This window comes from Erwinia aphidicola, from assembly GCF_024169515.1.
GTDB classification, from domain to species: domain Bacteria; phylum Pseudomonadota; class Gammaproteobacteria; order Enterobacterales; family Enterobacteriaceae; genus Erwinia; species Erwinia aphidicola.
Genome location: NZ_JAMKCQ010000001.1, coordinates 2,774,050 through 2,799,076, shown reverse-complemented (window position 1 = coordinate 2,799,076; position 25,027 = coordinate 2,774,050). Strand labels below are relative to the sequence as shown.

At 59.8% G+C, this 25,027-nt stretch carries 25 protein-coding genes; 8 read left to right on the top strand and 17 right to left on the bottom strand.

Annotated features, from left to right (window positions below; genetic code table 11):
• Positions 1 to 155: 155 nt before the first annotated feature.
• Positions 156 to 1,211 carry a DNA polymerase IV gene (gene dinB / locus J2Y91_RS12980; protein WP_133624345.1) on the bottom strand — a complete coding sequence of 352 codons (1,056 nt, stop codon included), beginning with the start codon at positions 1,209 to 1,211 and terminating at the stop codon, positions 156 to 158.
• A gap of 225 nt (positions 1,212 to 1,436) precedes the next feature.
• Here dinB and dpaA point away from each other — a divergent pair, with 225 nt between their 5' ends.
• Positions 1,437 to 2,171 (top strand): peptidoglycan meso-diaminopimelic acid protein amidase, encoded by a 735-nt coding sequence (dpaA, locus tag J2Y91_RS12975; protein WP_048917044.1) that lies wholly within the window; start codon positions 1,437 to 1,439, stop codon positions 2,169 to 2,171.
• Here dpaA and J2Y91_RS12970 read toward each other — a convergent pair.
• Complete coding sequence (locus J2Y91_RS12970) at positions 2,142 to 2,909, bottom strand: class II glutamine amidotransferase (protein ID WP_099753614.1); 768 nt, start codon at positions 2,907 to 2,909, stop codon at positions 2,142 to 2,144. The two genes, dpaA and J2Y91_RS12970, sit on opposite strands and share 30 nt — an antisense overlap.
• 158 nt (positions 2,910 to 3,067) lie before the next feature.
• Positions 3,068 to 3,646, bottom strand: a complete 579-nt coding sequence (gene lpcA / locus J2Y91_RS12965; RefSeq protein ID WP_048917046.1) for a D-sedoheptulose 7-phosphate isomerase — start codon at positions 3,644 to 3,646, stop codon at positions 3,068 to 3,070.
• Between the two features lie 218 nt (positions 3,647 to 3,864).
• Here lpcA and fadE point away from each other — a divergent pair, with 218 nt between their 5' ends.
• Positions 3,865 to 6,309: an acyl-CoA dehydrogenase FadE gene (gene fadE / locus J2Y91_RS12960; RefSeq protein ID WP_133624346.1), complete on the top strand. Its 2,445-nt coding sequence runs from the start codon at positions 3,865 to 3,867 to the stop codon at positions 6,307 to 6,309.
• 39 nt (positions 6,310 to 6,348) lie between these two features.
• Here fadE and mtnK read toward each other — a convergent pair whose 3' ends face one another.
• Positions 6,349 to 7,548: an S-methyl-5-thioribose kinase gene (gene mtnK, locus J2Y91_RS12955; RefSeq protein WP_253538500.1), complete on the bottom strand. Its 1,200-nt coding sequence runs from the start codon at positions 7,546 to 7,548 to the stop codon at positions 6,349 to 6,351.
• Positions 7,549 to 7,661: 113 nt separating this feature from the next.
• On the opposite strand from mtnK, the gene mtnA reads away from it, so the two are divergent.
• Positions 7,662 to 8,687 (top strand): S-methyl-5-thioribose-1-phosphate isomerase, encoded by a 1,026-nt coding sequence (mtnA, locus tag J2Y91_RS12950; protein WP_099753617.1) that lies wholly within the window; start codon positions 7,662 to 7,664, stop codon positions 8,685 to 8,687.
• Positions 8,688 to 8,851: 164 nt separating this feature from the next.
• Here the strand turns inward: mtnA and J2Y91_RS12945 are convergent, their stop codons facing one another.
• From J2Y91_RS12945 to J2Y91_RS12935, 3 genes are read right to left on the bottom strand one after another with little or no spacing between them, the layout of a single operon-like run.
• Positions 8,852 to 9,394 (bottom strand): 1,2-dihydroxy-3-keto-5-methylthiopentene dioxygenase, encoded by a 543-nt coding sequence (locus J2Y91_RS12945; RefSeq protein ID WP_133624348.1) that lies wholly within the window; start codon positions 9,392 to 9,394, stop codon positions 8,852 to 8,854.
• A gap of 5 nt (positions 9,395 to 9,399) precedes the next feature.
• On the bottom strand, positions 9,400 to 10,080 hold the full coding sequence (gene mtnC, locus J2Y91_RS12940) for an acireductone synthase (protein WP_133624350.1): 681 nt from the start codon (positions 10,078 to 10,080) through the stop codon (positions 9,400 to 9,402).
• Positions 10,077 to 10,691 carry a methylthioribulose 1-phosphate dehydratase gene (locus J2Y91_RS12935; protein ID WP_133624352.1) on the bottom strand — a complete coding sequence of 205 codons (615 nt, stop codon included), beginning with the start codon at positions 10,689 to 10,691 and terminating at the stop codon, positions 10,077 to 10,079. The genes mtnC and J2Y91_RS12935 overlap by 4 nt, the downstream gene beginning before the upstream one ends.
• 127 nt (positions 10,692 to 10,818) lie before the next feature.
• On the opposite strand from J2Y91_RS12935, the gene J2Y91_RS12930 reads away from it, so the two are divergent.
• Together J2Y91_RS12930 and J2Y91_RS12925 are read left to right on the top strand one after the other, a co-directional pair.
• The gene (locus tag J2Y91_RS12930) at positions 10,819 to 11,979 is read left to right on the top strand and encodes a pyridoxal phosphate-dependent aminotransferase (protein ID WP_133624354.1); all 1,161 of its coding nucleotides are present in this window, start codon (positions 10,819 to 10,821) and stop codon (positions 11,977 to 11,979) included.
• On the top strand, positions 11,967 to 12,734 hold the full coding sequence (locus tag J2Y91_RS12925) for an amidohydrolase (protein WP_133624356.1): 768 nt from the start codon (positions 11,967 to 11,969) through the stop codon (positions 12,732 to 12,734). The genes J2Y91_RS12930 and J2Y91_RS12925 overlap by 13 nt, the downstream gene beginning before the upstream one ends.
• A 1-nt stretch (position 12,735) precedes the next feature.
• On the opposite strand, the gene J2Y91_RS12920 is transcribed toward J2Y91_RS12925, so the two are convergent.
• The 10 genes from J2Y91_RS12920 to hpxU form a co-directional block, all read right to left on the bottom strand.
• Complete coding sequence (locus tag J2Y91_RS12920; protein WP_133624358.1) at positions 12,736 to 14,064, bottom strand: nucleobase:cation symporter-2 family protein; 1,329 nt, start codon at positions 14,062 to 14,064, stop codon at positions 12,736 to 12,738.
• 107 nt (positions 14,065 to 14,171) lie between these two features.
• A complete protein-coding gene (gene uraH, locus J2Y91_RS12915) occupies positions 14,172 to 14,507 on the bottom strand; it encodes a hydroxyisourate hydrolase (protein ID WP_048917056.1) in 336 nt (111 codons plus the stop codon).
• Positions 14,504 to 14,998, bottom strand: coding sequence for a 2-oxo-4-hydroxy-4-carboxy-5-ureidoimidazoline decarboxylase (uraD, locus tag J2Y91_RS12910; RefSeq protein WP_133625113.1), 495 nt, complete (start codon positions 14,996 to 14,998; stop codon positions 14,504 to 14,506). Before uraD ends, uraH begins: the two co-directional genes overlap by 4 nt.
• A gap of 39 nt (positions 14,999 to 15,037) precedes the next feature.
• Positions 15,038 to 16,306, bottom strand: coding sequence for an allantoate amidohydrolase (hpxK, locus tag J2Y91_RS12905; protein ID WP_133624360.1), 1,269 nt, complete (start codon positions 16,304 to 16,306; stop codon positions 15,038 to 15,040).
• Positions 16,306 to 17,541: a pyridoxal-phosphate-dependent aminotransferase family protein gene (locus J2Y91_RS12900; RefSeq protein ID WP_133625114.1), complete on the bottom strand. Its 1,236-nt coding sequence runs from the start codon at positions 17,539 to 17,541 to the stop codon at positions 16,306 to 16,308. Before J2Y91_RS12900 ends, hpxK begins: the two co-directional genes overlap by 1 nt.
• A 143-nt stretch (positions 17,542 to 17,684) precedes the next feature.
• Positions 17,685 to 18,419 carry an amino acid ABC transporter ATP-binding protein gene (locus J2Y91_RS12895; protein ID WP_133624362.1) on the bottom strand — a complete coding sequence of 245 codons (735 nt, stop codon included), beginning with the start codon at positions 18,417 to 18,419 and terminating at the stop codon, positions 17,685 to 17,687.
• Entirely contained in the window at positions 18,400 to 19,056 is a 657-nt protein-coding gene (locus tag J2Y91_RS12890; protein WP_048917061.1) for an amino acid ABC transporter permease, read from the bottom strand. The genes J2Y91_RS12895 and J2Y91_RS12890 overlap by 20 nt, the downstream gene beginning before the upstream one ends.
• Positions 19,057 to 19,722 carry an amino acid ABC transporter permease gene (locus tag J2Y91_RS12885; protein WP_133624364.1) on the bottom strand — a complete coding sequence of 222 codons (666 nt, stop codon included), beginning with the start codon at positions 19,720 to 19,722 and terminating at the stop codon, positions 19,057 to 19,059.
• A 10-nt stretch (positions 19,723 to 19,732) separates the two neighbouring features.
• Positions 19,733 to 20,518, bottom strand: a complete 786-nt coding sequence (locus tag J2Y91_RS12880) for a transporter substrate-binding domain-containing protein (RefSeq protein WP_133624366.1) — start codon at positions 20,516 to 20,518, stop codon at positions 19,733 to 19,735.
• A 265-nt stretch (positions 20,519 to 20,783) separates the two neighbouring features.
• On the bottom strand, positions 20,784 to 21,623 hold the full coding sequence (hpxU, locus tag J2Y91_RS12875) for a MurR/RpiR family transcriptional regulator HpxU (RefSeq protein ID WP_048917064.1): 840 nt from the start codon (positions 21,621 to 21,623) through the stop codon (positions 20,784 to 20,786).
• A gap of 199 nt (positions 21,624 to 21,822) precedes the next feature.
• Between hpxU and J2Y91_RS12870 the strand changes: the two genes are divergently transcribed.
• Genes J2Y91_RS12870 through J2Y91_RS12860 form a run of 3 tightly spaced genes read left to right on the top strand, consistent with a single transcriptional unit; the run spans position 21,823 to position 25,027 of the window.
• Entirely contained in the window at positions 21,823 to 23,409 is a 1,587-nt protein-coding gene (locus J2Y91_RS12870) for a gamma-glutamyltransferase family protein (RefSeq protein ID WP_133624368.1), read from the top strand.
• 35 nt (positions 23,410 to 23,444) lie between these two features.
• Positions 23,445 to 23,633, top strand: coding sequence for an oxalurate catabolism protein HpxX (hpxX, locus tag J2Y91_RS12865; protein ID WP_048917066.1), 189 nt, complete (start codon positions 23,445 to 23,447; stop codon positions 23,631 to 23,633).
• The gene (locus tag J2Y91_RS12860) at positions 23,630 to 25,027 is read left to right on the top strand and encodes an AtzE family amidohydrolase (RefSeq protein ID WP_133624370.1); all 1,398 of its coding nucleotides are present in this window, start codon (positions 23,630 to 23,632) and stop codon (positions 25,025 to 25,027) included. The genes hpxX and J2Y91_RS12860 overlap by 4 nt, the downstream gene beginning before the upstream one ends.

Sequence of the window (25,027 nt, the reverse complement as noted above, 5' to 3'; positions counted from 1 at the left end):
CCGGCGCATCGGGCGGACCGAAAAAGAGGGTCCGCCCCTACTGTAGGGGCCGATCATTTTTTTCGATCGGCCCGTGTTTTCAAGGCCGATCATTTTTTTCGATCGGCCCGTGTTTTCAGGACCGACCATTTTTTTCGATCGGCCCGAGTTTCTTTTTACAACCCCAGCAACAGCTGCCGCTCAATCTGCGGATCCAGCATGGTGACATGCAGCCCCACCAGCCTGACTCCGCGCCCGCCGCGCCGTTCATCCCAGCTTTTGCGCGCTATCGCAATCAAATCGGCTTTATTCAGTTCCGGCCAGACGTGCTCCTGGGTGGTCAGCTGGAAATCATTGAACTTCAGCTTGACGCCCTGGCGAGCAATCTGCCGATCCGGGCGAATATTGCTCAAGCGCCTTTCCAGCTCGTCGTATAAGCGGTCGATAATCTCCAGGCAGTCTTCCCAGTCGTGGATATCCTGCGACAGCGTGCGCTCCACGCCGAGGGATTTACGCTGGCGCTCGGTGACCACTTCGCGCTCGTCAATACCGTTGCAGCGCTCCCACAGTACGCGCCCGAACTTACCGAAGCGCTTCAAAAGCAGCGTCAGATCGGTTTTTTGCACGTCGCCGCAGGTCGTCAGCCCCAGCTCCTCCAGCTTGCGCGCGGTGACTTTCCCCACGCCTGGGATCTTTGCCAGCGGCAGCGTCAGCAGGAACGGCGCCATTTCATCGGGGGTGATGACAAACTGGCCGTTGGGCTTGTTTAAATCGGAGGCGATTTTAGCCAGAAACTTGACCGGCGCCACGCCTGCCGAAGCGGTGAGATTAAGCTCCTGCTGAATAGTGTCGCGGATCTGGCGGGCGATCAGGGTGGCGGAGCCGTGGCAGTGCACACTGTCGGAGACATCGAGATAGGCTTCATCCAGCGACAGCGGCTCAATCAGCGGGGTAAAACGTGAGAAGATGTCGCGAATATGCGCGCTGGCTTCTTTATAAGCTTCATAGCGGCCGGGGATCACCGTCAGGTGGGGGCAGAGCTTCAGCGCCATCGCAGTGGACATCGCGCTGTGTACGCCATATTTACGTGCCGGGTAGTTCGCGGTGCTGATCACGCCGCGCTGTTTTTCGCTGCCGCCAATGGCGATGGGAATGTCGCGCAGGGACGGATTATCGCGCATTTCCACTGCGGCGAAAAAGCAGTCCATATCCACGTGAATAATTTTACGCATAACCCCCCTCCGACGATACTGGATAAGTATACAGTCAATTTTGCAGAGTTCAATGCAGCGCATAAACGTCGGTCATCACTAAATTGCCGCTTTTTATCCTTCACTATCTTGCTAAAAAAATAGACAATGCTAATGTGACGCAGCGATAGTGGATTCGTCCTATATTGTCAGTTAACAGACGCCTTCCGGCGTTGCTTTCCACCCCTACTTTTCAAGGGAAACAGAATGGGCAAAATCGCACTGCTGTTTGCGATGATTTTTCTGCCAGCCGTTGTCTTCGCCAGCGTACCCGATGCGGTTACCCCTCTGGCGCCGGTAAGCAAAGAGTTAAAGAAACAATTACTCGGCACCCCCGTGTATCTGCAAATTTTCAAAGAAGAGCGCACGCTTGAGCTTTACGGCAAGATCGGCAACGAATATCGCCTGCTCAACAGTTATCGCATCTGTAATTTCTCCGGCGGCCTTGGGCCAAAACGCGTGCAGGGTGACTTCAAAAGCCCGGAAGGTTTCTACAGCGTGGGGCTCTCCCAGCTGAAGCCTGATAGCCGCTTCTACCGGGCAATTAACGTCGGTTTCCCGAACGAGTACGATCGTCAGCAGGGTTATCAGGGGAAATATCTGATGATCCACGGCAACTGCGTGTCGATTGGCTGCTATGCCATGACCGATGCCTATATGGATGAGATTTATCACTATGTGGAAGCCGCACTGCGCAATGGCCAGCCGCGTGTTGAGGTGAGCATCTATCCATTCCGCATGACGGAAAGTAATATGCAGCGCCACCGCTACTCAACCTATTACAATTTCTGGAAACAGCTACAGCCGGGATATGCGCAGTTCGTGCAGACGAAGCAGCCGCCGTTTGTCAGCGTCAGCGATGGCAAATATGTGTTGAGCCGCCCAATGTCGAACGGCACAACGGCACCTGACTCAGCGCTCGCGCTCACCCAGGCAAAATAACGCCCACTCGCCTGGCGCAATCTTGTGCCAGGTTTCATTCGCCGTTAGCGGCTGGGTGGCGACCACGGTGACCACATCGTTCGGTGTGGTCTGCTTCTGAAAATCAATCTCCACATCCTGATCCAGCAGCTTGGCTTTGCCAAACGGCGCGCGCCGGGTGATCCAGAACAGATTGGTCGAGCAGAACGCCATCAGATAGCGCCCGTCCGACAGCAGCATATTAAATACCCCCTTCCCACGCAGTTCACCCGCCAGTTCGGCGATATAGCGGAATACCGCCGGCCAGTTGCCTGGCGTGCGCGGATAGCGCGTGGTCAGCTTGTGCAGTAGCCAGCAGAATGCCAGTTCACTGTCGGTTTCACCAATCGGACGATGGGGGCCGGTATCGAGGTTTTTATACCCCTTCAGCTGCCCGTTGTGGGCATAGGTCCAGTTGCGGCCCCACAGCTCACGGGTAAACGGATGGGTGTTTTCCAGCGACACTTCCCCGCGGTTGGCCTGGCGAATATGCGCCACGACCGAACAGGATTTTATCGGGTACTCCTGCACCAGGCGCGCAATCGGCGACTGGAAGCTGGGCTGTGGATCTTTAAATGTGCGGCAGCCCTTTCCTTCATAAAAGGTAATGCCCCAGCCATCTTTATGCGGACCCGTTCCCCCCCCGCGCTGCACCAGCCCGGTAAAGCTAAAACAGATGTCCGTCGGGACATTGGCGCTCATCCCGAGCAGTTCGCACATAGAATTACCTCAGTGAAAATTAGAAGCAGACCCAATCCCCTCACTATTTCGCGCTGCAGGCAGGCGGCAAGCAAGTGAATCCCCGGAAGCTTACATCAGTAAGTAACCGGGGTTCGCGAGAGCAGCCCACGCACTGGCGGCGTGAAAGATAACGAGGATTATTTGACCATCTCTTTTTCGATCAACAGCATCAGGATATGAATCACCTTAATGTGGATCTCCTGAATGCGGTCGGCATAGCCAAAGTGCGGTACGCGGATTTCTACGTCGGCCACGCCGTCCATTTTACCGCCATCTTTACCGGTCAGGGTGATCACTTTCATCCCCTGCGCACGCGCCGCTTCAACCGCTTTGATGATGTTGGCCGAGTTGCCGGAAGTGGAGATCCCCAGCAGTACATCCCCCGCGCGCCCTACCGCTTCAACATAGCGCGAGAAGACAAAATCGTAGCCAAAATCGTTGCTGACGCAGGAGAGGTGGCTGACATCTGAAATGGCGATCGCCGGGTAGCCCGGACGGTTTTCGCGGTAGCGGCCGGTCAGCTCTTCGGCGAAGTGCATCGCGTCACAGTGGGAACCGCCGTTACCGCAGGAGAGCACTTTCCCGCCCGCTTTGAATGAGTCAGCCAGTAAAACCGCCGCACGCTGAATCGACTCGATATTTGCATCTTCGCTTAGAAATTTATTCAGCGTGTCTGCCGCTTCGTTCAGCTCGGCGCGAATGAGGTCCTGGTACATAGGGGATGTCCTTTTTAGGAAAGAGTTACCGCCGGAGTTTATCAAGTTGCCCGTTAAGCGGGAAGCGATCTCCCCGACAGCCTGGGGGATTAACGCTTTGTGCCGCCGCTTTGTGAGCCAGGTTGTAATTATTATGTAAACAGATTGCGGCCGCAGTGATGATAATCTAAACATATAACCAACAGGTCGGACCTCTTACTACTTACGGAGCACACGTTATGATGGTTCTCAGCATTGTGGCGACGATCGTACTGATCGGCGCGCTATTTTATCACCGCGTCAACCTGCTGGCAGGTAGCGCTATCCTGCTGATATGGACCGCAGCTCTCGGTTTTTCCGGGCTGTGGAGCCTGTGGCTGCTGCTGCCACTGGCGCTTATCCTGCTGCCGTTCAATCTCCTGCCGATGCGCCGTGCGCTGTTTAGCAAACCGACGCTAAAAACCTTCCAGAAAGTGATGCCGCCAATGTCACGCACGGAGAAAGAAGCCATCGACGCCGGGACCACCTGGTGGGAAGGCGATCTGTTCCGCGGCGCGCCGGACTGGAAAAAACTGCATAACTATCCGCAACCTAAGCTGACGGCGGAAGAGCAGGCATTTATCGATGGCCCGGTGGAAGAAGCCTGCCGCATGGCGAATGATTTCCAGATCACTCACGAAATGGCCGACCTGCCGCCGGAGCTGTGGGCTTACCTGAAGCAGCACCGCTTCTTCGCGATGATCATCAAGAAAGAGTACGGCGGGCTGGAGTTCTCGGCTTACGCTCAGGCGCGGGTGCTGCAAAAGCTGGCCGGGGTTTCCGGTATCCTGGCGATTACCGTCGGCGTGCCAAACTCCCTTGGCCCAGGCGAGCTGCTGCAGCACTACGGCACCGAACAGCAGAAAGATCACTATCTGCCACGCCTGGCACGCGGTCAGGAGATCCCCTGCTTTGCCCTGACCAGCCCGGAAGCGGGTTCTGATGCCGGTGCTATCCCGGACGTTGGCGTAGTGTGCATGGGTGACTGGCAGGGTCAACAGGTGCTGGGTATGCGCCTGACCTGGAATAAACGCTATATCACCCTCGCGCCTATCGCCACCGTGCTCGGCCTGGCGTTTAAACTCTCGGATCCGGAGCGCCTGCTGGGGGATACGGTTGAACTGGGTATCACCTGTGCGCTGATCCCAACCCAGACGCCAGGCGTCGAAATTGGCCAGCGCCACTTCCCGCTTAACGTGCCGTTCCAGAACGGCCCGACGCGCGGTCAGGATATCTTTGTCCCCATCGATTTTATTATCGGCGGGCCGTCAATGGCGGGTCAGGGCTGGCGCATGCTGGTTGAGTGCCTGTCCGTCGGGCGCGGTATCACCCTGCCGTCGAACTCCACCGGCAGCCTGAAAAGCATTGCGATGGCGATTGGGGCTTACTCCCATATTCGCCGTCAGTTCCGCCTGCCGATTGGCAAGATGGAAGGGATTGAAGAGCCGCTGGCGCGCATTGCCGGTAATGCTTACGTGATGGATGCTGCTGCCTCATTGATCACCAGTGGGATTATGCTCGGCGAAAAACCGGCGGTGCTGTCGGCCATCGTGAAATATCACTGTACCCACCGCGGCCAGCGGGCAATCGTCGATGCGATGGATATTGCTGGCGGTAAAGGCATTATGCTCGGTAACAGCAACTTCCTCGCCCGCGCTTATCAGGGCGCACCGATTGCCATTACCGTGGAAGGCGCCAACATTCTGACCCGCAGCATGATTATCTTCGGCCAGGGGGCGATTCGCTGCCATCCTTACGTGCTGGACGAGATGGCTGCGGCGCAGAGCAACAACGTGGTGGCCTTTGATAAGGCGCTGTTCAGCCATATCGGCCACGTCGGCAGCAACAAAATGCGCAGCTTCTGGCTGGGCCTGACCGGCGGCCTGACCAGCGCCACGCCAACCCGTGACGCTACGCGCCGCTACTATCAGCATCTTAACCGCATCAGCGCCAACCTCGCCCTGCTGTCGGATGTGTCGATGTCGGTGCTGGGCGGTAGCCTGAAACGCCGCGAACGGATCTCGGCGCGCCTGGGCGATGTGCTGAGCCAGCTTTATCTGGCCTCTGCCGCGCTGAAACGCTATGAGGATGAGGGCCGTAACGAAGCCGATCTGCCGCTGCTGCACTGGGGCGTGCAGGATGCGCTGAATCAGGCAGAAGGGGCGATTGACGACCTGCTGCGTAACTTCCCTAACCGCCTGGTGGCCGGACTGATGCGCGTGGTGGTGTTCCCGACCGGGCGCCACTGCCGGGCGCCGTCGGACCGTCTCGATCACCAGCTGGCACGCATTCTGCAAATTCCTTCCGCCACCCGTAGCCGCCTCGGTCGCGGTCAGTATCTGACGCCGAGCGAGCATAATCCGGCAGGCCAGCTGGAAGAGGCGCTGCAGCATGTGATGGCGGCGGAAGTTATCCATGACCGCCTGTGTAAACAGCAGAAAAAACACCTCTCCTTTACCCGCCTTGATGCACTGGCGGCCGAAGGATTAGAGAAAGGATGGGTGACTCAGGAGGAGGCCGACGTGCTGATCCGCGCCGAAGCCAGCCGCCTGCGTTCGATTAACGTCGATGAGTTTGCTGCCGATGCGCTGGCAACCCAGCCGGTGAAAGAGGAGCAGCCGCAGCGAAAGATTGAAGCGGCGTAATTAAACGGGGCGACCATCTGGTCGCCCCGTCTATTTGCATTACCCGTTCTGGCGAATGCGCGCAATCAGCGCATCAATATCCGCCACGTGGTCAGCCAGCAGGATCAGGCTACGGCCCAGCGTGATCGCCTGACGCACGCACTCGACGCGCATCCCTTCATCGCTAATCTGCTTAATATCCGCCACCTGCGACATGCCGACGGTACGGCGGATCACTTCGGTGCCACAGTAGCCAATGGTGTCACGCCACACTTTATCGAGGAACGCCTGCGCATACCCCGGGACGGCCAGCGCGCGGTCACGGCTCTTCTCCGCCGCCAGCGCCAGGAAGCGCCCGGCAAAGCTCAGCCACACTTCACGCACGTCTTTCAGCCGATTTTCACGCGCAGCGGCCGCTTCACGCGGGGCCAGCAGGCCAGGGGCCGCGCAGTAGCTGATAAGCAGATTGCCCAGCGCGCTGCCGATATCAAAGCCCATCGGGCCGTAGAAGCCGAACTCGGCATCAATCACCTTGAGGCGCCCTTCTGCCACGAAGATCGAACCACTGTGCACATCCCCGTGCAGCAGCGCTTCGGCATGGCAGTAGAAGCGGTGCTTCAGCCCACCCACCGCCACGCGCAGCTCGGCATCATCACGCAGCGCCTGTGCCAGCGGCTCCAGCGTGCGCGGATAGGCGTTGCGCTCGTGCACTTCATACGGTTCGTTGAAGAACAGCTCTTCTGTGATGTCGCACAGCTCCGGGTTAGTGAAGCGCACCACGTCAGCTTTTTTCTGGTAAGGATGCTGGAAGAAATCGGAAGTGTGGAACAGCGTCTGCGCGAGGTATTCGCCCAGCTGCCCTGCCGCCTGCGGATACTCCACGCCTTTGACCAGCTCGCCGCGCCAGATGGCATGATCGGAGAGATCTTCCATCACCATCACCGCCAGCTCGGCATCGTAATGCAGAATATTCACCGTGTGCAGCGGGCAGAATTTGCCGTGTTCGATCAGCACTTCCGCTTCCAGCCGCGCGCGGTCAAGGGTTAAAGGCCAGGACTCGCCGACGCAGCGCACGTAAGGCAGCGCCTGCTTGACGATGACGCGGCTGATGCCATTCGTATCGAAAATCTTAAATACCAGATTAAGATTTCCATCGCCCACTTCCAGCGAATCAACCAGACTGTTGGGATTATCCACGCCGCCGAACTGGCGAGCATATTCCACGGCATCCGCTGCGGTGAACGTACGATATTGCGACATTGACCTGACCCTCAAAATAAGACACGTTTCGTTGTAATAAGCCGTTCAGACGTCTATACATCCGTTATGCATGTTGGCACAATATGACGCATTAAAGCAACCAGGATTTAACCATGCAGACACTCAGCACCACCAGCTTACAGGTTCGTGATAATCAGCTCTGGATCCTTGACCAGCAGGCTCTGCCGCAGCAAAAGATCTGGTGCCCAACGCCGGACGTTGCCACGCTGGTTGGCCATATCAAAGCGCTGCGCGTGCGCGGTGCGCCGCTGATTGGCCTGTCGGCCAGCCTGCTGCTGGCGCTGCTGGCGGAAAACGGCATGGCGCAGGCCGAGCTGGCAACCTCACTGGAGGTCCTGCGGGCTGCGCGCCCGACGGCGGTTAACCTGATGAACAATCTCGACCGCATGAAGCTGGCGCTGGCACAGCCTGATTTTGTCAGCGCGCTGAGTGCGGAGGCGCTTCGCCTGGTGGAAGAGGATAAAGCGCTGTGTGACAGCATTGCCCTCGCGGGTAGTGCGCTGATTACTCCCGGCAGCCGCCTGCTGACCCACTGCAACACCGGCGGCCTGGCGACAGCAGGCGTTGGCACCGCGCTGGGCGTGATTGCCCGCGGCTGGCAGCAGGGGCTGGTGAGCAGCGTCTGGGTGGATGAAACCCGCCCACTGCTGCAGGGTGGCCGCCTGACGGCGTGGGAACTGGGCGAGCTGGGCGTGCCCTATCATCTGATCTGCGATTCCATGGCGGCCAGCCTGATGGCGCAGAACAGAGTTGATGCCATCTGGGTTGGCGCGGACCGCATTGCCGCCAATGGGGACGTAGCGAACAAGATTGGCACCTACAGCCTCGCCGTGCTGGCCCACTATCACAACGTGCCGTTTTACGTCGCCGCACCGCACACCACGCTGGATCGCGAATGCCCGGACGGCTCTGCCATTCCTATTGAGCAGCGCGCCGCCAGTGAAGTGACCGGCGTGGCGGGCAGTTTTGGCGAGGTGCAGTGGGCGCCGGAAAATGCGCAGGTGTATAACCCGGCGTTTGATGTGACGCCAGCGTCATTGATCAGCGGTTGGGTGCTGGATACCGGGGTGGTAACACCAGAAGATGTGAAAGCGGGCGTGTTTCAGCCACGCGGTTGAATGACGGCATGGGTCGACCGGAAAAAAGGTCTCCATTGCAATACTGCAAATCATCAACTCGGGTCGACCGGAAAAAAGGTCGACCCCTACGGTTTTGTAGGGGCGGACCCTCTTTTTCGGTCCGCCCGCAGCAGTTACGGGGCAGCCCGCATCAACCACCCGTATTAAGGTAAGCGCGGATAGGCATCTGCAATATTGTCACCGGTGAACTTCGCGATCCAACCTTCCTGATTATCAAAAATTCGGATCGCGGTAAAGTTCGGCGACGATCCCATATCAAACCAGTGCGGCGTGCCTGCGGGAACCGAGATCAGATCGTTCTTCTCGCACAGGATCTGGTAGATATGCCCGTCGAGATGCAGGCAGAACAGCCCCGCGCCCTCGACAAAAAAACGCACTTCATCTTCACCGTGAGTGTGCTCAGAGAGAAACTTGCTGCGCAGCACCTCTTTCTGCGGATTATCCGCGCGCATGCTGATCACATCCCAGCTCTGATAGCCCTTCTCTGCCACCAGCCGATCGATCGCGTGCTGATACGCCTCGATCACCGTATCGGCATCCGGGTTTTCACCCAGATCGCGGTCGGCTTCCCAGCGCTCAAAGCGTACTTCTTTGGCATTGAGCTTTTGCGCAATCTCTGCCGCCTCGGTGCTGTGCCAGACCGGGGTGGTGGCTTCGGTTTCGGTAAAAATAGTCAGTGCGCTCATGAGTTTTACAGTTCCTGGTTAATCTGATCAAAACCGGCGACCTGACGATGACGGCTCTCGCTGTCATGTGCGCCGCGTATTAACTGCACGGTATTCCAGCCCGCTTCCTGTGCGGCATCCAGCTCCTGATGAATATCGGATAAAAACAGCAATTCCTGCGGCGGCAGCCCGATCTGGCTGGCGATATTGCGGTACGACTGCACCTCGCGCTTGGCGCCGACGTGGGTATCAAAATAGCCGCTGAACAGTCCAGTGATATCACCCGCGTCGCTGTAGCCAAATAACAATTTCTGCGCTGCTACGGATCCGGATGAATAAACATACAGCGCGATACCCTGCTGCTGCCAGCGTTTTAAGGCGGGCAATACATCGTCATACAGATGGCCGGTAAAGCTGCCGTTCTCATAGCCGGCACGCCAGATCATGCCCTGCAATGCTTTCAGCGCGGTGGATTTACGATCCTGATCCATAAAACCGAACAGCACCTCCACCAGCTCTTCGCTGCTGGCCTGCGGCCGATCCACTTCGGCTCGCAGATCGTCAAGCGCCTGCGCCACGGCTGGCTGATGCTGGTTGGCGGCGATAAAGCCGGGCAGGTTTTCACGCGCGAAGGGGAATAACACGTTGTGCACAAAGCGAATATCGCTGGTGGTGCCTTCAATATCGGTGATGATGGCGCGGATCATGTTCTCTCCAGTACGCGGCGTTGTAATTCACACTGGAACAAAAACTCCAGCCCTTCAAGATGTCGACGCGCTTCATTCACGTCTTTGCCCCAGCAGGTCAGCCCGTGGCCGCGCAGCAGGAAGCCGTAGCGCAGCGGCGTGGTGGCGGCGAACTGCTCAATGCGCTGCGCCAGCCCGTCGATATCCTGATCGTTGTCGAACAGGGCAATCGGCACGCAGTCGAGGTGCGAACTCTGCCCGGCGAGGGTTTTCTGCATCTCGTAGCCCTGCAGCGCCAGCGCCGCGCCTTTCTCCACGCGCGACAGCACGGTGGAGTTCACCGTATGCGTATGCAGCACCGCGCCTGCCTGCGGGAACAGGCGATAGATTAAGGTATGCAGCCCGGTTTCCGCCGAGGGTTTGCGCCCGGACGGTACGTGATTAGTGGCGATCTCTACCTGGATAAAGTCGTCACGCGTCAGGCTGCCTTTGTCTTTGCCCGACTCACTCAGCAGGCAGTGCTGCGCATCCTGGCGCACAGACATATTGCCCCCGGTGGCGGGCGCCCAGCCGCGCGCGCCAATCCAGTGACAGGCAGCAACTAATTGATCTAACTGAGAGCTTTGCGTCATCTCTTTCCTTAGTGTGAAAGATGATAAGGATGGTTATAGACGTCTAAGCGTCTTGATTGCCAAATACTATCACCGTGTTATATTCGGAGTCCAACATCATAAAACCGCACTGTAAGGGTTGAGATCCATGAGCCAGACGTCGTTCACCCCAGAGAGCAAGCTGCCCGCGCTGGGCACCACTATATTCACGCAGATGAGCGCGCTGGCGCAGCAGCACAACGCCATTAATCTGTCGCAGGGATTCCCCGATTTTGACGGCCCGCAATATCTGCAGCAGCGCCTGGCCCACCACGTCAGCCAGGGGGCGAACCAGTATGCGCCAATGACTGGCGTTGCCCCGCTGCGCGAGGCGATTGCGAAAAAAACCGCCGAGCTGTACGGCTACCAGCCGGACGCCAATAGCGAAATTACCGTCACCTCCGGCGCGACCGAAGCTCTGTTTGCTGCCATCACCGCGCTGGTGCGCCCGGGCGATGAAGTGATCTGTTTTGACCCTAGCTACGACAGTTATGCCCCGGCAGTGACGCTGGCAGGCGGCGTAATGAAGCGCATTGCGCTGCAGCCGCCGGGCTTTCGCGTTGACTGGGCGCAGTTCACGGCCCTGCTGTCGGATAAAACCCGGCTGGTGATCCTCAACACGCCGCACAACCCGTCGGCCACCGTCTGGCAGCGAGCGGATTTTGCCGCGCTGTGGCAGGCTATTGCGCAGCGGGAAATCTACGTGCTGAGCGATGAAGTGTACGAGCATATCTGTTTTGATCAGCACGGCCATGCCAGCGTGCTGGCGCATCCGCAGCTGCGCGCGCGGGCGATTGCGGTCTCCTCATTTGGCAAAACCTTCCATATGACCGGCTGGAAAGTCGGCTACTGCGTGGCTCCGGCGGCGTTAAGTGCGGAAGTGCGCAAGGTGCATCAGTATCTGACCTTTTCGGTGAACACCCCGGCACAGCTGGCGATTGCCGATATGCTGGAGCAGGAGCCGCAGCACTACCGCGAGCTGTCGGCATTCTACCGCGCGCGTCGCGATCGCTTCGTGCAGGCGCTGGCGACCAGCCGCTTTGAGATCCTGCCGTGCGAGGGCACCTACTTCCTGCTGGCAGACTACAGCGCTATCTCCGATCTCGACGATGTGGCATTCTGCCAGTGGCTGACAAAAGAAGTGGGCGTCGCGGCAATTCCCCTGTCGGTATTCTGCGCCGACGCCTTCCCCCATAAACTGATCCGCCTGTGCTTCGCTAAACAGGAAGCCACGCTGGATGCTGCTGCGGAGCGCCTGTGTCAACTTTGAAAATTACCGTACTTCAGCAACCGCTGGAGTGGATGGACGGCGCAGCCAACCTGCGCTTTTTCGACGAACTGCTGGCCGGAATCGACGGCCGTGACCTGATTATCCTGCCGGAGATGTTTACCACCGGTTTTGCGATGGAGGCGGCGAAAAGCTCGCTGCCGGAAGCGCAGGTGGTGAGCTGGCTGCAGGCCAAAGCCAAAGCGGCCCACGCGATGGTGGCGGGCAGCGCCGCACTGCAGACGGAAAAAGGCGCGGTTAACCGCTTTTTACTGGTCGAGCCAAACGGTACGGTGCATCACTACGACAAGCGTCATCTGTTCCGCATGGCGGGCGAGCACCAGCACTACCTGGCGGGCGAGCGGCGTGAAGTTATCGAGTGGCGCGGCTGGCGCATTCTGCCACAGGTGTGTTACGACCTGCGCTTCCCGGTCTTCTCGCGTAATCAGAACGATTATGACCTGGCGCTCTACGTCGCTAACTGGCCGGCACCGCGCGCGCTGCACTGGCAGGCGCTGTTGCAGGCGCGGGCGATTGAGAATCAGGCGTATGTTGCCGGCTGTAACCGCGTCGGCACGGACGGCAACGGTCATCAGTACAGCGGGGACAGCCGGATTATCAGCCCGCTGGGTGAGATACTCGCTGCCGGTGAACCGCATCAGCCAGCGCGGCTCGATGCCGATCTGTCGCTGGAGAAGGTGCGCGAATACCGTGAGACGTTCCCGGCATGGCGCGATGCGGACAGCTTTAGTTTCTAGTTCAGGTTTTATAGGGGACGACCGTTTTTTCCGGTCGTTCCAGTACCACCCGGTTAAACAGCAGGTTCAATGTGACCGATACCAGGCATGCGGCGCTGATGCCTGAATGGAAAAGGGTACGTACCCAGCCGGGGAACTGGTCGTAGAACGACGGCATCACAATCGGGATCATGCCAAAGGCAATCGAGGTGGCAACAATCACCAGGTTCATATTGTCCTTGTAGTCCACCTTCGCCAGCGTACGAATCCCGCTGGCCGCCACGGTACCAAACAGCACCACGCCTGCCCCACCCAGCACCGGCAGCGGTATCGCCGCCACCACCCTACCCAGCAGCGGAAAGAAGCCGAGCAGCACCAGGATCACCCCGCCCGCCGCAACGACAAAGCGACTTTTCACCCCGGTCATTGCCACCAGCCCGATATTTTGCGCAAAGGCACTCTGCGGGAAGGAGTTGAACAGCGGTGCCAGCGCGCTGGTCAGCATATCGGCACGCAGGCCGCGAGCGATGCGCTTGCCGTCCACATCCGTGCCGACAATCTCGCCAATGGCGATCAGCCCCGCCGTGGTTTCCGTTAGCAGCACCAGCACAATCAGCGTCATCGACACTATCGCCGCCAGGTCAAACACCGGCATGCCGAAGCTGAGTATTCCCGGCAGCGCCAGCCAGTCGCCCTGCGCCACCCGACTGAAATCGGCCTGGCCGGTAAACAGCGCAATGCCGGTGCCTGCCGCCATGGCCAGCAGCACCGCCAGCCGTTTAACCGCCGCATTGCCGACGCGGTTAAGCAGCAGCACCATGACCAGCGTCACCGCCGCCAGCCCGATATTGTTGGTCGAACCCCAGCCTGCGCTCTGCGGATTTCCGCCCATCGCCCAGCGGGCCGCCACCGGCATCAGCGACAGGCCGATCGCCGTAATGACGGTCCCGGTCACCACCGGGGGGAAGAAGCGGATGATGTGAGCAAACAGCGGGGCGATGAGCAGGCCGATCAGCGAGGAGGCGATCACCGCGCCAAACACCACCGGCAGCCCACCGCCACCGGTCACCAGCGTCACCATCGTCGCCACACCGGCAAAGGAGACCCCCTGTACCAGCGGCAGGCGCGAACCGAAGCCCGGCACGCCCAGCGCCTGCAGCAGCGTGGCGCAGCCGCTGACGAACAGTGCAGCCGTCACCAGCACGCCCAGCTGTGCGGCGTTCAGCCCGGCAGCGGCGCCGATAATCAGCGGCGGCGCAATAATGCCGCCGTACATGGTGAGAACATGTTGTAAACCCCAGGCAAAAGCCTTGCCTGCCGGATAACGCGTATCTTCTGGCCTGACGCTCATAATAGTGCCTTTTGTATTTGCTGTAAGACGGGTCAGGCATGCCTGCCCCCTACGAAAAACACGTCCTGACAGACGTTGTAGGGGCGATGGCTTGCCTCGCCCGGGATTTAACTACCGCGGTAGGTGGACCACGACCACGGGGTGATCACAAAGGGTAAGTGGTAATGGCTGCCGGTGGCGGCAATCACGAAATTGATCTGCGCATTGACGTACAGGGTTTCACGCCCGCCGGCGGCAAAATAGTCACCAATCTCTGCCGTCAGGCGGTAGTGGCCCGGCGCCAGCGGCTGCGGAGTCAGGTCGCTGAGGCGGCCATCACCATTGGTGACGCCACTGGCCAGCGGCTGCCAGCCTTCGCTGCCCTGCTGTTCAAGGGCGATGGTCACCCCTGCCGCCGGTTTGCCCAGCGCGGTATCCAGGATATGTGTGGTAATGGTGCTCACTGAAACGCCTCCTGCAGTCGTAAAAGGGTAATTTCACTCAGCTGGGCAAGGGCTTCGCGCTCCTCCTGCTCTGCATTGTTGTTCAGGCGGCGCTGCAGCTCGGCGAGGATCTGCTCACCGCTGCGCCCTTTGGCACGGATCAGGAACACCCGGCCAAAGCGCTGTTCATAGGCCGCATTCCCCGCGCGTAATGCCTCTGCCAGCCGGGCATCCGCGCTGTTGACCTGGCTCTGCTCGCTGCCGGACATCGCGGCTTCTTTCCCGCCGCCTGCCGCACGCTCGCCGATGCGCGGGTGCGCTGAGAGCGCCTGATTGAGTGCGGCGCCATCCCACTCCTGCGCCAGCAGCTCGCCCCCGGCCAGCAGCTCATCAAGCGACGAGTACGGCCGCCCATTCACCAGCGCGGCGGACCAGTCTGGCAGCGCCACGCAGTGTGCAATACTGTGCCGGGCAGCGGCGGCGCTGGCCTGGTTGAACTCTGTTAACTTCATCATTCGCCTCCGTTATGGCGGTCGCGGCACGCCTCGACCCTACGCTGACTGGCTACAGGCCAGCGCATTCACCGCCTGTACATAGGCCTGCACCGCCTGCGCCACATCTTGCGTGGTCACCGACTCTGCCGGATGATGACTGATGCCACGGTCGCAGCGCACAAAGAGCATGCCCACCGGCCAGCGCTCGGCGATGGCGATGGCATCGTGACCTGCACCGCTCGGCAGTGACAGGCTGCGCCCCTGCACGCTGTTGACCGCCTGGGTTAACGCGGCCTGCAAAGCATCATCACAGCGCGTTGCCGGGATCTGGTAATACTCTTCGGCACTGAAGCTCAGGCCACGGCGCAGGGCAATGGCTTCACCCTGGGTAAGCAGCTCGGAGAGCAGCTCACTCAGCGCCTGGTCTTCCGGGCCGCGCACATCAAGCGTCAGCGCCACCTCACCGGGAATGACGTTCACCGCCCCCGGATGGCACTGCAGTGTGCCGACCGTCGCCACCAGCTGCGGGTTGTGCTGCGGCGGGCACTGTTCGATAAACACCATCCATTCGGCTGCAGCGGCCAGCGCATCTTTGCGATGGCTCATCGGCACCGTCCCGGCGTGCCCGGCTTCGCCGGTAAAGCGGCAGTTAAGGCGGCGTGCGCCGTTAATCGCCGTCACCACCCCCAGCGCCAGCTGCTCTTGCTCAAGACATGGCCCCTGCTCGATATGCAGTTCGAGATAGGCGACGAAATCTTCCGCGTCGCGCGCGGCCTGCCAGATGCGATCGGGATTGAGGCCGATATCGCGCATCGCCTGGCCGACGGTAATGCTGTTACCGTCCGGATGCGTAACCCAGCTTTCCGGCCAGGTCCCGGTCAGGCCACGGCTGCCGAGCAGGGTGATGCCGAAGCGCGTGCCCTCTTCGTCGGCGAAGCCGATAATCTCAATGGCTAACGGCAGGCGCTCACCGCGATCGTGCAGATACTGCACGGTCTCAATCGCCGTCAGCACGCCGAGCATGCCGTCGTAGCGCCCGGCATTGCGCACGGTATCCAGGTGTGAGCCGAGCAGCAGCGCTTTAGCGCCCGTCTCCTGCCCTTCATAGCGGCCGCAGATATTGCCGACGCTGTCCTGCCACACCTGCATGCCCGCTGCCTTCATCCACTTGCCGACCAGCGCGTTGGCGCGCAGATGCTCCGGCGACAGATAGACGCGGGTGAGGTATTCCGGGGTTTCACTGATTTCAGCCAGCGCATCGCAGCGGGACATAACGCGCTCGGCGGCAATCGCTGCCGCCGGGGCATTCATCAGGCAGGCGTTCATTAGCGGCTCCCGCTGTAGTGATCCCAGGCGGCCTGCATGGCAGCGCCCTGGGGAGTACGGAAACCAAGGTGGGTCAGCACCGATTCCAGCGCGCTCAGGGTCTGCATCACGCAGTCTTTACGGGCGTTATAGCCCATGGTGCCGATGCGCCACACTTTGCCAATCAGCGGGCCAAATGAGGTGCCGATCTCAATACCGAAATCTTCCAGCATCAGCTTGCGCACCTGGTCGCCGTTGACGCCCTGCGGGATCATCACGCCGAGCACATTATTCATCTTGTGCTGCAGGTTGCCGAAGGTTTCCAGCCCCATGCCCTGAATACCTTTTAACAGCGCGTCACCGTGCAGCTTGTGGCGGGCGATGCCGTTATCCAGCCCCTCTTCGAGGATCAGGCGGGCGCACTCGCGCGCGCCAAACAGCGCAGAAGTGGCTTCGGTGTGATGGTTCAGGCGCTCCGGCCCCCAGTAATCCATGATCATGCCGAGATCGAAATAGTTGGAGTAGATCATCTCGTCAACGCCGTCCTGATGGGCGTCGGTGCGGATCCCCTCTTCCACGCATTTGCGCTTGCGGATCGCTTCTTCCATCGCCGGGCTAAGGGTAATGGGCGAGGTGCCGGACGGCCCGCAAAGGCATTTCTGCATCCCGGCAGAGACGGCATCCAGCCCCCAGGCATCGGTTTCCAGCGCGTTACCGGCCAGCGAGGCGGTGGCATCGGTGTAGAACAGCACGCCATATTTTTTACAGATGGCGCCCAACTCTTCCAGCGGCTGCAGCATGGTGGTGGAGGTATCGCCCTGGACCGTCAGCAGCAGGCGCGGCTGCACTTTTTTGATCGCATCTTCAATCTGGTCCGGGGTGAACACTTCGCCCCACGGCACTTCAATGGTGTGCACTTCCGCACGGCAGCGGCGGGCGATCTCACACAGCAGGTGGCCAAAGCGGCCAAACACCGGCACCAGCACCTTATCGCCAGGGCGGATCGCCGACAGCAGGATTGCTTCAATCCCGGCGCGCGAGGTACCGTCGATCAGCATCGTCCAGCGGTTTTCGCTGCGGAACACGCCACGGTACAGCGCCATCACTTCGTTCATATACTGCGTCATCGCCGGATCGTACTGGCCCAGCAGCTGGCTGGACATGGCGCGCAGCACGCGCGGGTCGGCGTTAATCGGTCCCGGCCCCATCAGCAGGCGCTGCGGCGGGTTGATCTGGCTAAATTTAGATAAATCCATCATCGATTCCTATATGTAGATAACGCTTTGGGCGTTACTGGTGCAGGCAGTTTGCACACGGACAGCGCGCAAGAACCGGAGCGTACACGTAGTACGTGAGGATTCTGAGCACTGCCCAGGTGCAAAATGGCAAACAAAGTAGCCTAAAGACCGCGCACCGAGGAGATAAATTGTTTAAGTTCATTAGTTTGCGGGTTGGAGAACACCGTTTTGCTGTCGCCCTGCTCCCAGACGCGCCCCTGGTGCATAAACACCACGCGGTCACCCACTTCACGGGCAAAGTTCATTTCGTGCGTCACCAGAATCAGCGTCATGCCCTCTTGTGCCAGCTGCTCCAGCACTTTCAGCACCTCACCCACCAGCTCCGGGTCGAGCGCCGAGGTGATTTCATCACATAACAGCACTTTCGGCGACATCGCCAGCGCGCGGGCAATCGCCACGCGCTGCTGCTGGCCGCCGGAAAGGTTGGCCGGGTAGTAATCGACACGGTCAGCGAGGCCGACTTTTTCCAGCATCTGGGTAGCCAGCAGGCGGCACTCGGCTTCGCTTTTTTTCAGTACCCGGCGCGGCGCCAGCATCACGTTTTCCAGCGCGGTCATATGCGGGAACAGATTGAAGTTCTGGAACACCATGCCGATTGAGCGGCTGATGTCACGCGCCTGGGAATCGCGGTCGGTGATGGTCATGCCGCCGAGTTTGATGCTGCCTTCCTGATAGCCTTCCAGACCGTTGACGCAGCGCAGCAGGGTACTTTTCCCCGAGCCGCTGCGGCCGATAATCGAGATCACTTCACCCATTTCGATGTCGAGATCCACGCCTTTCAGTACGTGGTTGTCGCCATAATATTTTTGCACCTGATTAATGGTGATGAGCGGCATTGAATTTCTTCTCCAGATACTGGCTGTAGCGCGACAGCGGATAACACATCAGGAAGTAGCCCAGCGCTACCAGCCCGAAGACTTTAAACGGTTGATAGGTGACGTTATTCAGAATGGTGCCCGCCTTGGTCAGTTCGATAAAGCCGATTATCGAAGCCAGCGCGGTGCCTTTCACCACCTGCACGGCAAAGCCCACGGTCGGGGCCAGCCCGATGCGCAGCGCCTGCGGCAGCACCACGCGCAGCAGCGTCTGACCGAAGCTTAACCCCAGGCAGCGGCTGGCTTCCCACTGCCCCTTTGGCAGCGCTTTGATGCTGCCGTGCCAGATATCCACCAAAAAGGCGCTGGTGTAAAAGGTCAGGGCCAGCGAGGCGGCGGTCCACGGCGACACATCGATGCCGAACAGCGCCACGCCGAAAAAGGCGAGGAACAGCTGCATCAGCAGCGGCGTGCCCTGGAACAGCTCAATATAGCCACGGATGAAACGGTTAGGCCAGACGCGCCCGCCGAGGCGCACCAGCACCAGCGGCAGCGCCACCAGCGTGCCGCCGAAAAAGGCGGTTAATGACAGCGCGATAGTCCAGCGCGCCGCCAGCAGCAGGTTGCGCAGAATGTCCCAGTCGGTAAAGGTGTTCATTTATGGCTGCTCCCCAAACCATTTCCGTCCCGCTGCCAGCAGCAGCTGACGCATGGCAATCGACAGCGCCAGATACATCAGCGTGGTCACCAGGTAGACTTCAAAACTCAAAAAGGTGCGCGACTGGATCAGGTTGGCGGCGAAGGTCAGCTCTTCATAAGAGACCTGCGACACCACCGACGAACCGAGCATCACGATAATGCACTGACTAACCAGCGCCGGATAAATGCGTTTCAACGACGGCGGCAGCACGATGCGGATAAAGGTCTGCGTGCGGCTCAGGCCAAGCACGCGCCCCGCTTCCCACTGGCCTTTCGGCGTCACCTGAATGCCGGCGCGGATAATTTCCGTACTGTAAGCGCCAAGGTTAATCAGCATCGCCAGCAGTGCGGCTTCGCCCGCCGTCAGTTTCAGGCCGAGATTGGGCAAGCCAAACACGATAAAAAATAGCTGCACCACAAACGGCGTGTTGCGGATCAGCTCAACGTAGACACCCCAAATGCGGTTGAGCACCGTCGGTTTGCCGCTGCGCAGCGCAGCGCCAAAGATCCCCAGCGTCACGCCGCCTACCGTTGCCATTACCGTAAGCTGGATAGTCACCCACAGGCCGGAAATCAGTTCCGGCCAGTAGGGCCACAGTGCAGGAAAATTCAGTTGCCCCATCATCAGTCTGCCCTTACGCGCCGAGGTCAGCCGGCAGCGGTGCTTTCAACCACTGTTCAGAGAGGCCGTTCAGAGTTTTGTCCTGAATCGCCTGCTCGATCAGCGCATCAACTTTGGCCTTCAGGGCCGGTTCTTCTTTCTTCATGCCAATAAAGCACGGTGAGTCTTTCAGCATAAATTTTGCCACCGGCGCTTTGTCGGCGTTCTGGCGGGAAATCGCGGCCACCACCAGGTTACCGGTCGCCACGTACTGCACCTGCCCTGACAGATAAGCGGAGAGCGTGGTGTTGTTATCTTCATAACGCTTCACCTCAGCGTCTTTCGGCGCAATACCGGTCAGCACCATATCTTCCACCGCGCCACGCGTCACACCGATGGATTTGCCGCTCAGCTCGGCGGCATCTTTCAACGTGCCATCTTTCGGGCCAAATACGCCCAGGAAGAACGGCGCATAGGCGCGGCTGAAGTCGATCACTTTCTCGCGCTCCGGGTTTTTACCAAGGCTGGAGATGACCAAATCCACCTTATTCGTTTGCAGATAGGGAACGCGGTTAGCGCTGGTGACCGGCACCAGCTGCAACTTAAGTTTCATCTGCTTCGCCAGATACTTCGCCATATCAATGTCGTAGCCCTGCGGCTGTAAATCGGTACCGACCGAACCAAACGGTGGGAAGTCCTGCGGCACGGCGATACGAATAACGCCGCGCTTTTCAATATCCTGCAGCTGGTCGGCATGCGCCACGGTGGTCTGAGTGAACAGCACGGCGCCAGCCAGTAATGCGAGTAAACCTTTTTTCATCTTCACTTCCCCGGTTAATACATCATGAAACGAAAGATTCTTAAAGAATTTATTTGCAACTAATGTGCCAGCGCGCGGCACACTGCATAAATTTTTGGTCTTAAGCGATAAGCGGAGAGGGAAAAGCGTTTATTCGCCTGCAATTAGCCAACAAAAACACGGAAGACACGGCGGATTAACAGGTGGGCAGAGGCAGGAGATGGGGAATAAAATGGGGCGCGATGGCGCGCCCCAAAATCATGCAAAGCACCAAAACAGTGCCCCATTAGCGCTGTTCCAGTTCATCCAGCTGGCTGTAGAGGTCGGCGATCTGATGAATGCGCTGGCGGCCATCGCTTAACAGTTCATGCAGCACCGCATTCGCCAGCAGGTTGATCAGGCTGTTGGCCGCGGCGTAGCTGTCAAACGCCGAAACGCTGTCGAGCGGGGCGCAGAGCTGCCAGCGCGCCAGAGCAATGACGCCCTGCGCCTGCGGCTCGCACAGCGCCAGCGTTGGGATGCCGCTCTGCTGCAGCTGCTGCAGCAGCGGGCGGATGATGCGCGGACGGCGGCGGAAAGCCATCACCACCACCAGATCGTCGGGCGTGAGATCCACCAGCTCCTCGGCAAGCGTCTGGCCCGGCTGCGGCAGTAAGTGCACCTGAGCGCGGGCCTGAAGCAGCTGCTGTCGCAGGTGCAACGCCACCGGATACGCGTTACGTAAGCCAATGATAAAAATGCGTTTACTGTTGGACAACGCCTGCACCACCTCTCCCAACTGCCCGGTATCGATAGCGTTAACCCACTGGGTGAGGTTGGCCATCTCCTGCTTGTAGTGGCGCGCCAGCAGCGTGTTGCCCTGCACTGCATCGCGGTTGTCGGTCAGCGGCATCCCACTCTGGCGCAGGGTACGCAGCTCGTCGCGCATATCCTTATATTTTTCATAGCCCAAGCGCTTAAACAGGCGGCTGACCGTAGCCTTCGAGACCCCACTCAGGCGCGCCAGCTCCGCGCTGTTATAGCTGATCAGATCGTCGAAATGGTCAAAGGCAAAATCGGCGATACGCTGTTCCTGCGGCGACAGCTGTGCGTAATGGCTGCGCAGGCGTTCATCAAGCTGCTTCATGGCTTCTGCCCTGTAACTTTTGTTTCACGGTCTGGATGATATACAAATAACGTGCCCGTCTGTAGCGCGGCGCACTAAACATTTATTGTTAAAACCGGTGCTGACCGACAGTTTTTCAATTCCCTGCGTCCATCATCCGGCAAACTGGAACGGCTATTGCTTATATTAAGCTATCAGTAATCTGGACGACGAGAATGGAATGAATCAAAGCAATATCGCGCCGCTGGGTATGGCGGTCACCCCTCACCACCTGGCATCAGAAAGCGCACTGGGTGTATTACGCGAAGGCGGCAATGCCATTGAAGCGATGGTTGCTGCGGCTGCCACTATCGCCGTGGTCTACCCGCATATGAACGGTTTGGGCGGTGATGGTTTTTGGTTGATCCTGCCGCCAAACGGCGAGCCGATCGCCATTGACGCCAGCGGTGCCGCCGGTTCGCTGGCCTCAATCGATTTCTACCACGGCCACGCCACCATCCCGCATCGCGGTCCTGAATCGGCACTTACCGTAGCGGGAACTGTCAGCGGCTGGCAGGAAGCGCTGGCGGTATCCAAAGAGCTGGGCGGCCAGCAGCGCCCGCTGCCGCGCCTGCTGGCCGATGCCATCCGCTATGCTGCTGACGGAATTCCAGTGACGGAATCCCAGGCGGCGGCCACCGCCAGTAAACATGCCGAGCTGGCTAATCAGCCCGGCTTTGCCGCGACCTTTCTGCCCGATGGCGAAGTGCCCCGCCCCGGTAGCCGCTTCACCCAGCCTGAACTGGCGGCGACCTTAATCCACCTGGCAGAAGCCGGGCTGGAGAGCTTCTATCGCGGTCCGCTGGCGCGCCAGATTGCCAGCGAGATGTCACGCCTTGGCATGCCGGTAACGCTGGAAGATCTCAACCGCCAGCAGGCAAAACGCCGCAGGGCGCTGCGCATCCGCCATCAGTACGGCGACGTATTCAATATGCCGCCGCCCACTCAGGGCCTGGTTTCGCTGGCGATCCTCGGCATTACCGACCATCTGGCAATGGCAGATGCTGACGAAGCGCAAACCATTCACCGCATTGTCGAAGCCACTAAGCTGGCCTTTGGCCTGCGCGACCAGCACATCACCGACCCGCTGCATATGCGGGAAGAGATGCAGGCGCTGCTCGACAGCGCTCGATTGCAGCAGCTGGCTGCATGCGTCGATGTGGATCGCGCCGCGCCGTGGGGCACCGGCAAAGGCCCGGGCGACACGGTGTGGATGGGGGTGATGGACAGCAGCGGGCTGGCGGTGAGCTTTATTCAGAGCATCTACCATGAATTCGGTAGCGGCGTGGTGATCCCGGGTACCGGCATCACCTGGCAGAACCGCGGTGCCTCTTTCAGCCTCGATCCTGAGCATCTGCTGGCGCTGGTACCGGGCAAACAGCCTTTCCATACCCTGAATCCGGCGGCGGCGCGCCTGACGGATGGCCGCACCATGGTGTATGGCTCGATGGGCGGGGACGGCCAGCCGCAAACTCAGGCGGCGATTTTTACCCGCCATGTGATTCAGGGGATGGCGCTGCAACAGGCTATCGGTGCTCCGCGCTGGCTGCTGGGCCGGACCTGGGGCCAGGCATCGGATTCGTTAAAGCTGGAGGGGCGCTTCAGCGCAGAGATCGTTGCCACGCTGCGCGAGCTGGGGCATGAGGTGGAGATGTTAGCGGATTTCAGCGAGGCCGTCGGCCATGCCGGAGCGATTGTGCGCCACATCAACGGCATGCTGGAAGGCGCCTTCGACCCACGCAGCAACGGCAGCGCGGCCGGGTTTTAACCGAGTTGAAAATTTAAAGAGACAGGGGAGAGATCATGAAACAAGACACACCCGACTGGGCAGCCTACGTGGCACAGATGGAGCAGGTGCTGGCGCTGGAGCTGGACGAGACTCGCCGCGCCGAACTGCTGACTCAGTTTAGCCGCATTGCCGCGATGGCGGCGCCGCTGATGGCGTTCCCGCTCGACGATCGCCTTGAAGTGGCGGGGGTATATAAAGCATGAATCTGGCGTCCTTATCGATTGCAGAACTGAAACGCGCGCTGGCGGCGGGTGAGCTGAGCGCGCGCGATATCGCCAGCCAGACGCTGGCAAATATTGAGCGCCATAATCCCGCGCTGAACGCCTGGACCCACGTCACTCAGGAGCGCATGTTACAGGAGGCTGACCGCCTCGATCGTCTGAAGCGTGAAGGCCAGCCGCTGCCCGCGCTGGCTGCCGTACCCTATGCCGTGAAAAATCTGTTCGACGTGGCCGGTCACAGCACCCTGGCGGGAGCCAGCCTGTTCAGCAACCGCACGGCGGCGCGTCAGGATGCCTGGGCGGTCCACAAGCTGGCCGCCAGCGGTGGCCTGCTTTCCGGTATGCTCAATATGGATGCTTACGCCTATGGTTTTACCACCGAAAACAGCCACTACGGGGCAACCCATAACCCGCACGATCTGACGCGCATTGCCGGAGGCTCTTCCGGCGGTTCTGCCGCCGCCGTCGCTGCCGGAGTGGTCCACTTTTCTCTCGGCACCGATACCAATGGGTCGATTCGCGTGCCCGCTTCGCTGTGCGGCATCTTCGGCCTGAAACCGACCTTTGGCCGCCTGTCGCGCAGCGGCAGCCATCCTTTTGTTGCCAGCCTCGACCATATCGGCCCCTTTGCGCGCCGCGTCAGCGACCTGACGCAGGTCTACGATGCGCTTCAGGGGCGTGATGCGCAGGACAGTTTCCAGGCGGAGAAAGCCATGCAGCCAGTCGCCCCGCTGCTGGAGCGCGGGATGGAAGGCTTGCGCTGCGGCGTGCTGGGCGGCTATTTCCAGCAGTGGTGTGACGACGATGCACGGCTGGCGGTGGCTCAGGCGGCGAAAGCGCTCAACGTCAATGATGAGATAGTGCTGCCGGAAGCCGAACTGGCGCGCGCGGCGGCTTTTATTATTACGGCGTCCGAGGGCGGCAATCACTACCTGCCCGCACTGCGCCATTCGCCAGAGCGCTTCGAGCCGCTGTCGCGCGAGCGCCTGCTGGCCGGGGCGATGATCCCCTCCGCATGGTATGTGCAGGCCCAGCGCTTCCGCCGTCATTTCCAGCAGCAGGTGCTGGCACGCTTTGCCGAGGTCGATGTGCTGATCGCCCCGGCCACGCCGACCAGCGCTACGCTGATTGGTCAGGAAACCATGCGCATTAACGGCAGCGATCTGCCGGTGCGCGCCAGCATGGGGATGCTGACGCAGCCGATCTCATTCCTGGGCCTGCCCGTCACCACCGTACCACTGCGCACTTCCTCGGGGCTGCCAATCGGATTACAGTTGATCGCAGCCCCCTTTAAAGAGGAAGCCTGCCTGCGAGCTGCACGCGTGCTTGAGCAGATGGGCATTGCGCAGGCCGCGCCTGCCAGCATGGAGTCATAA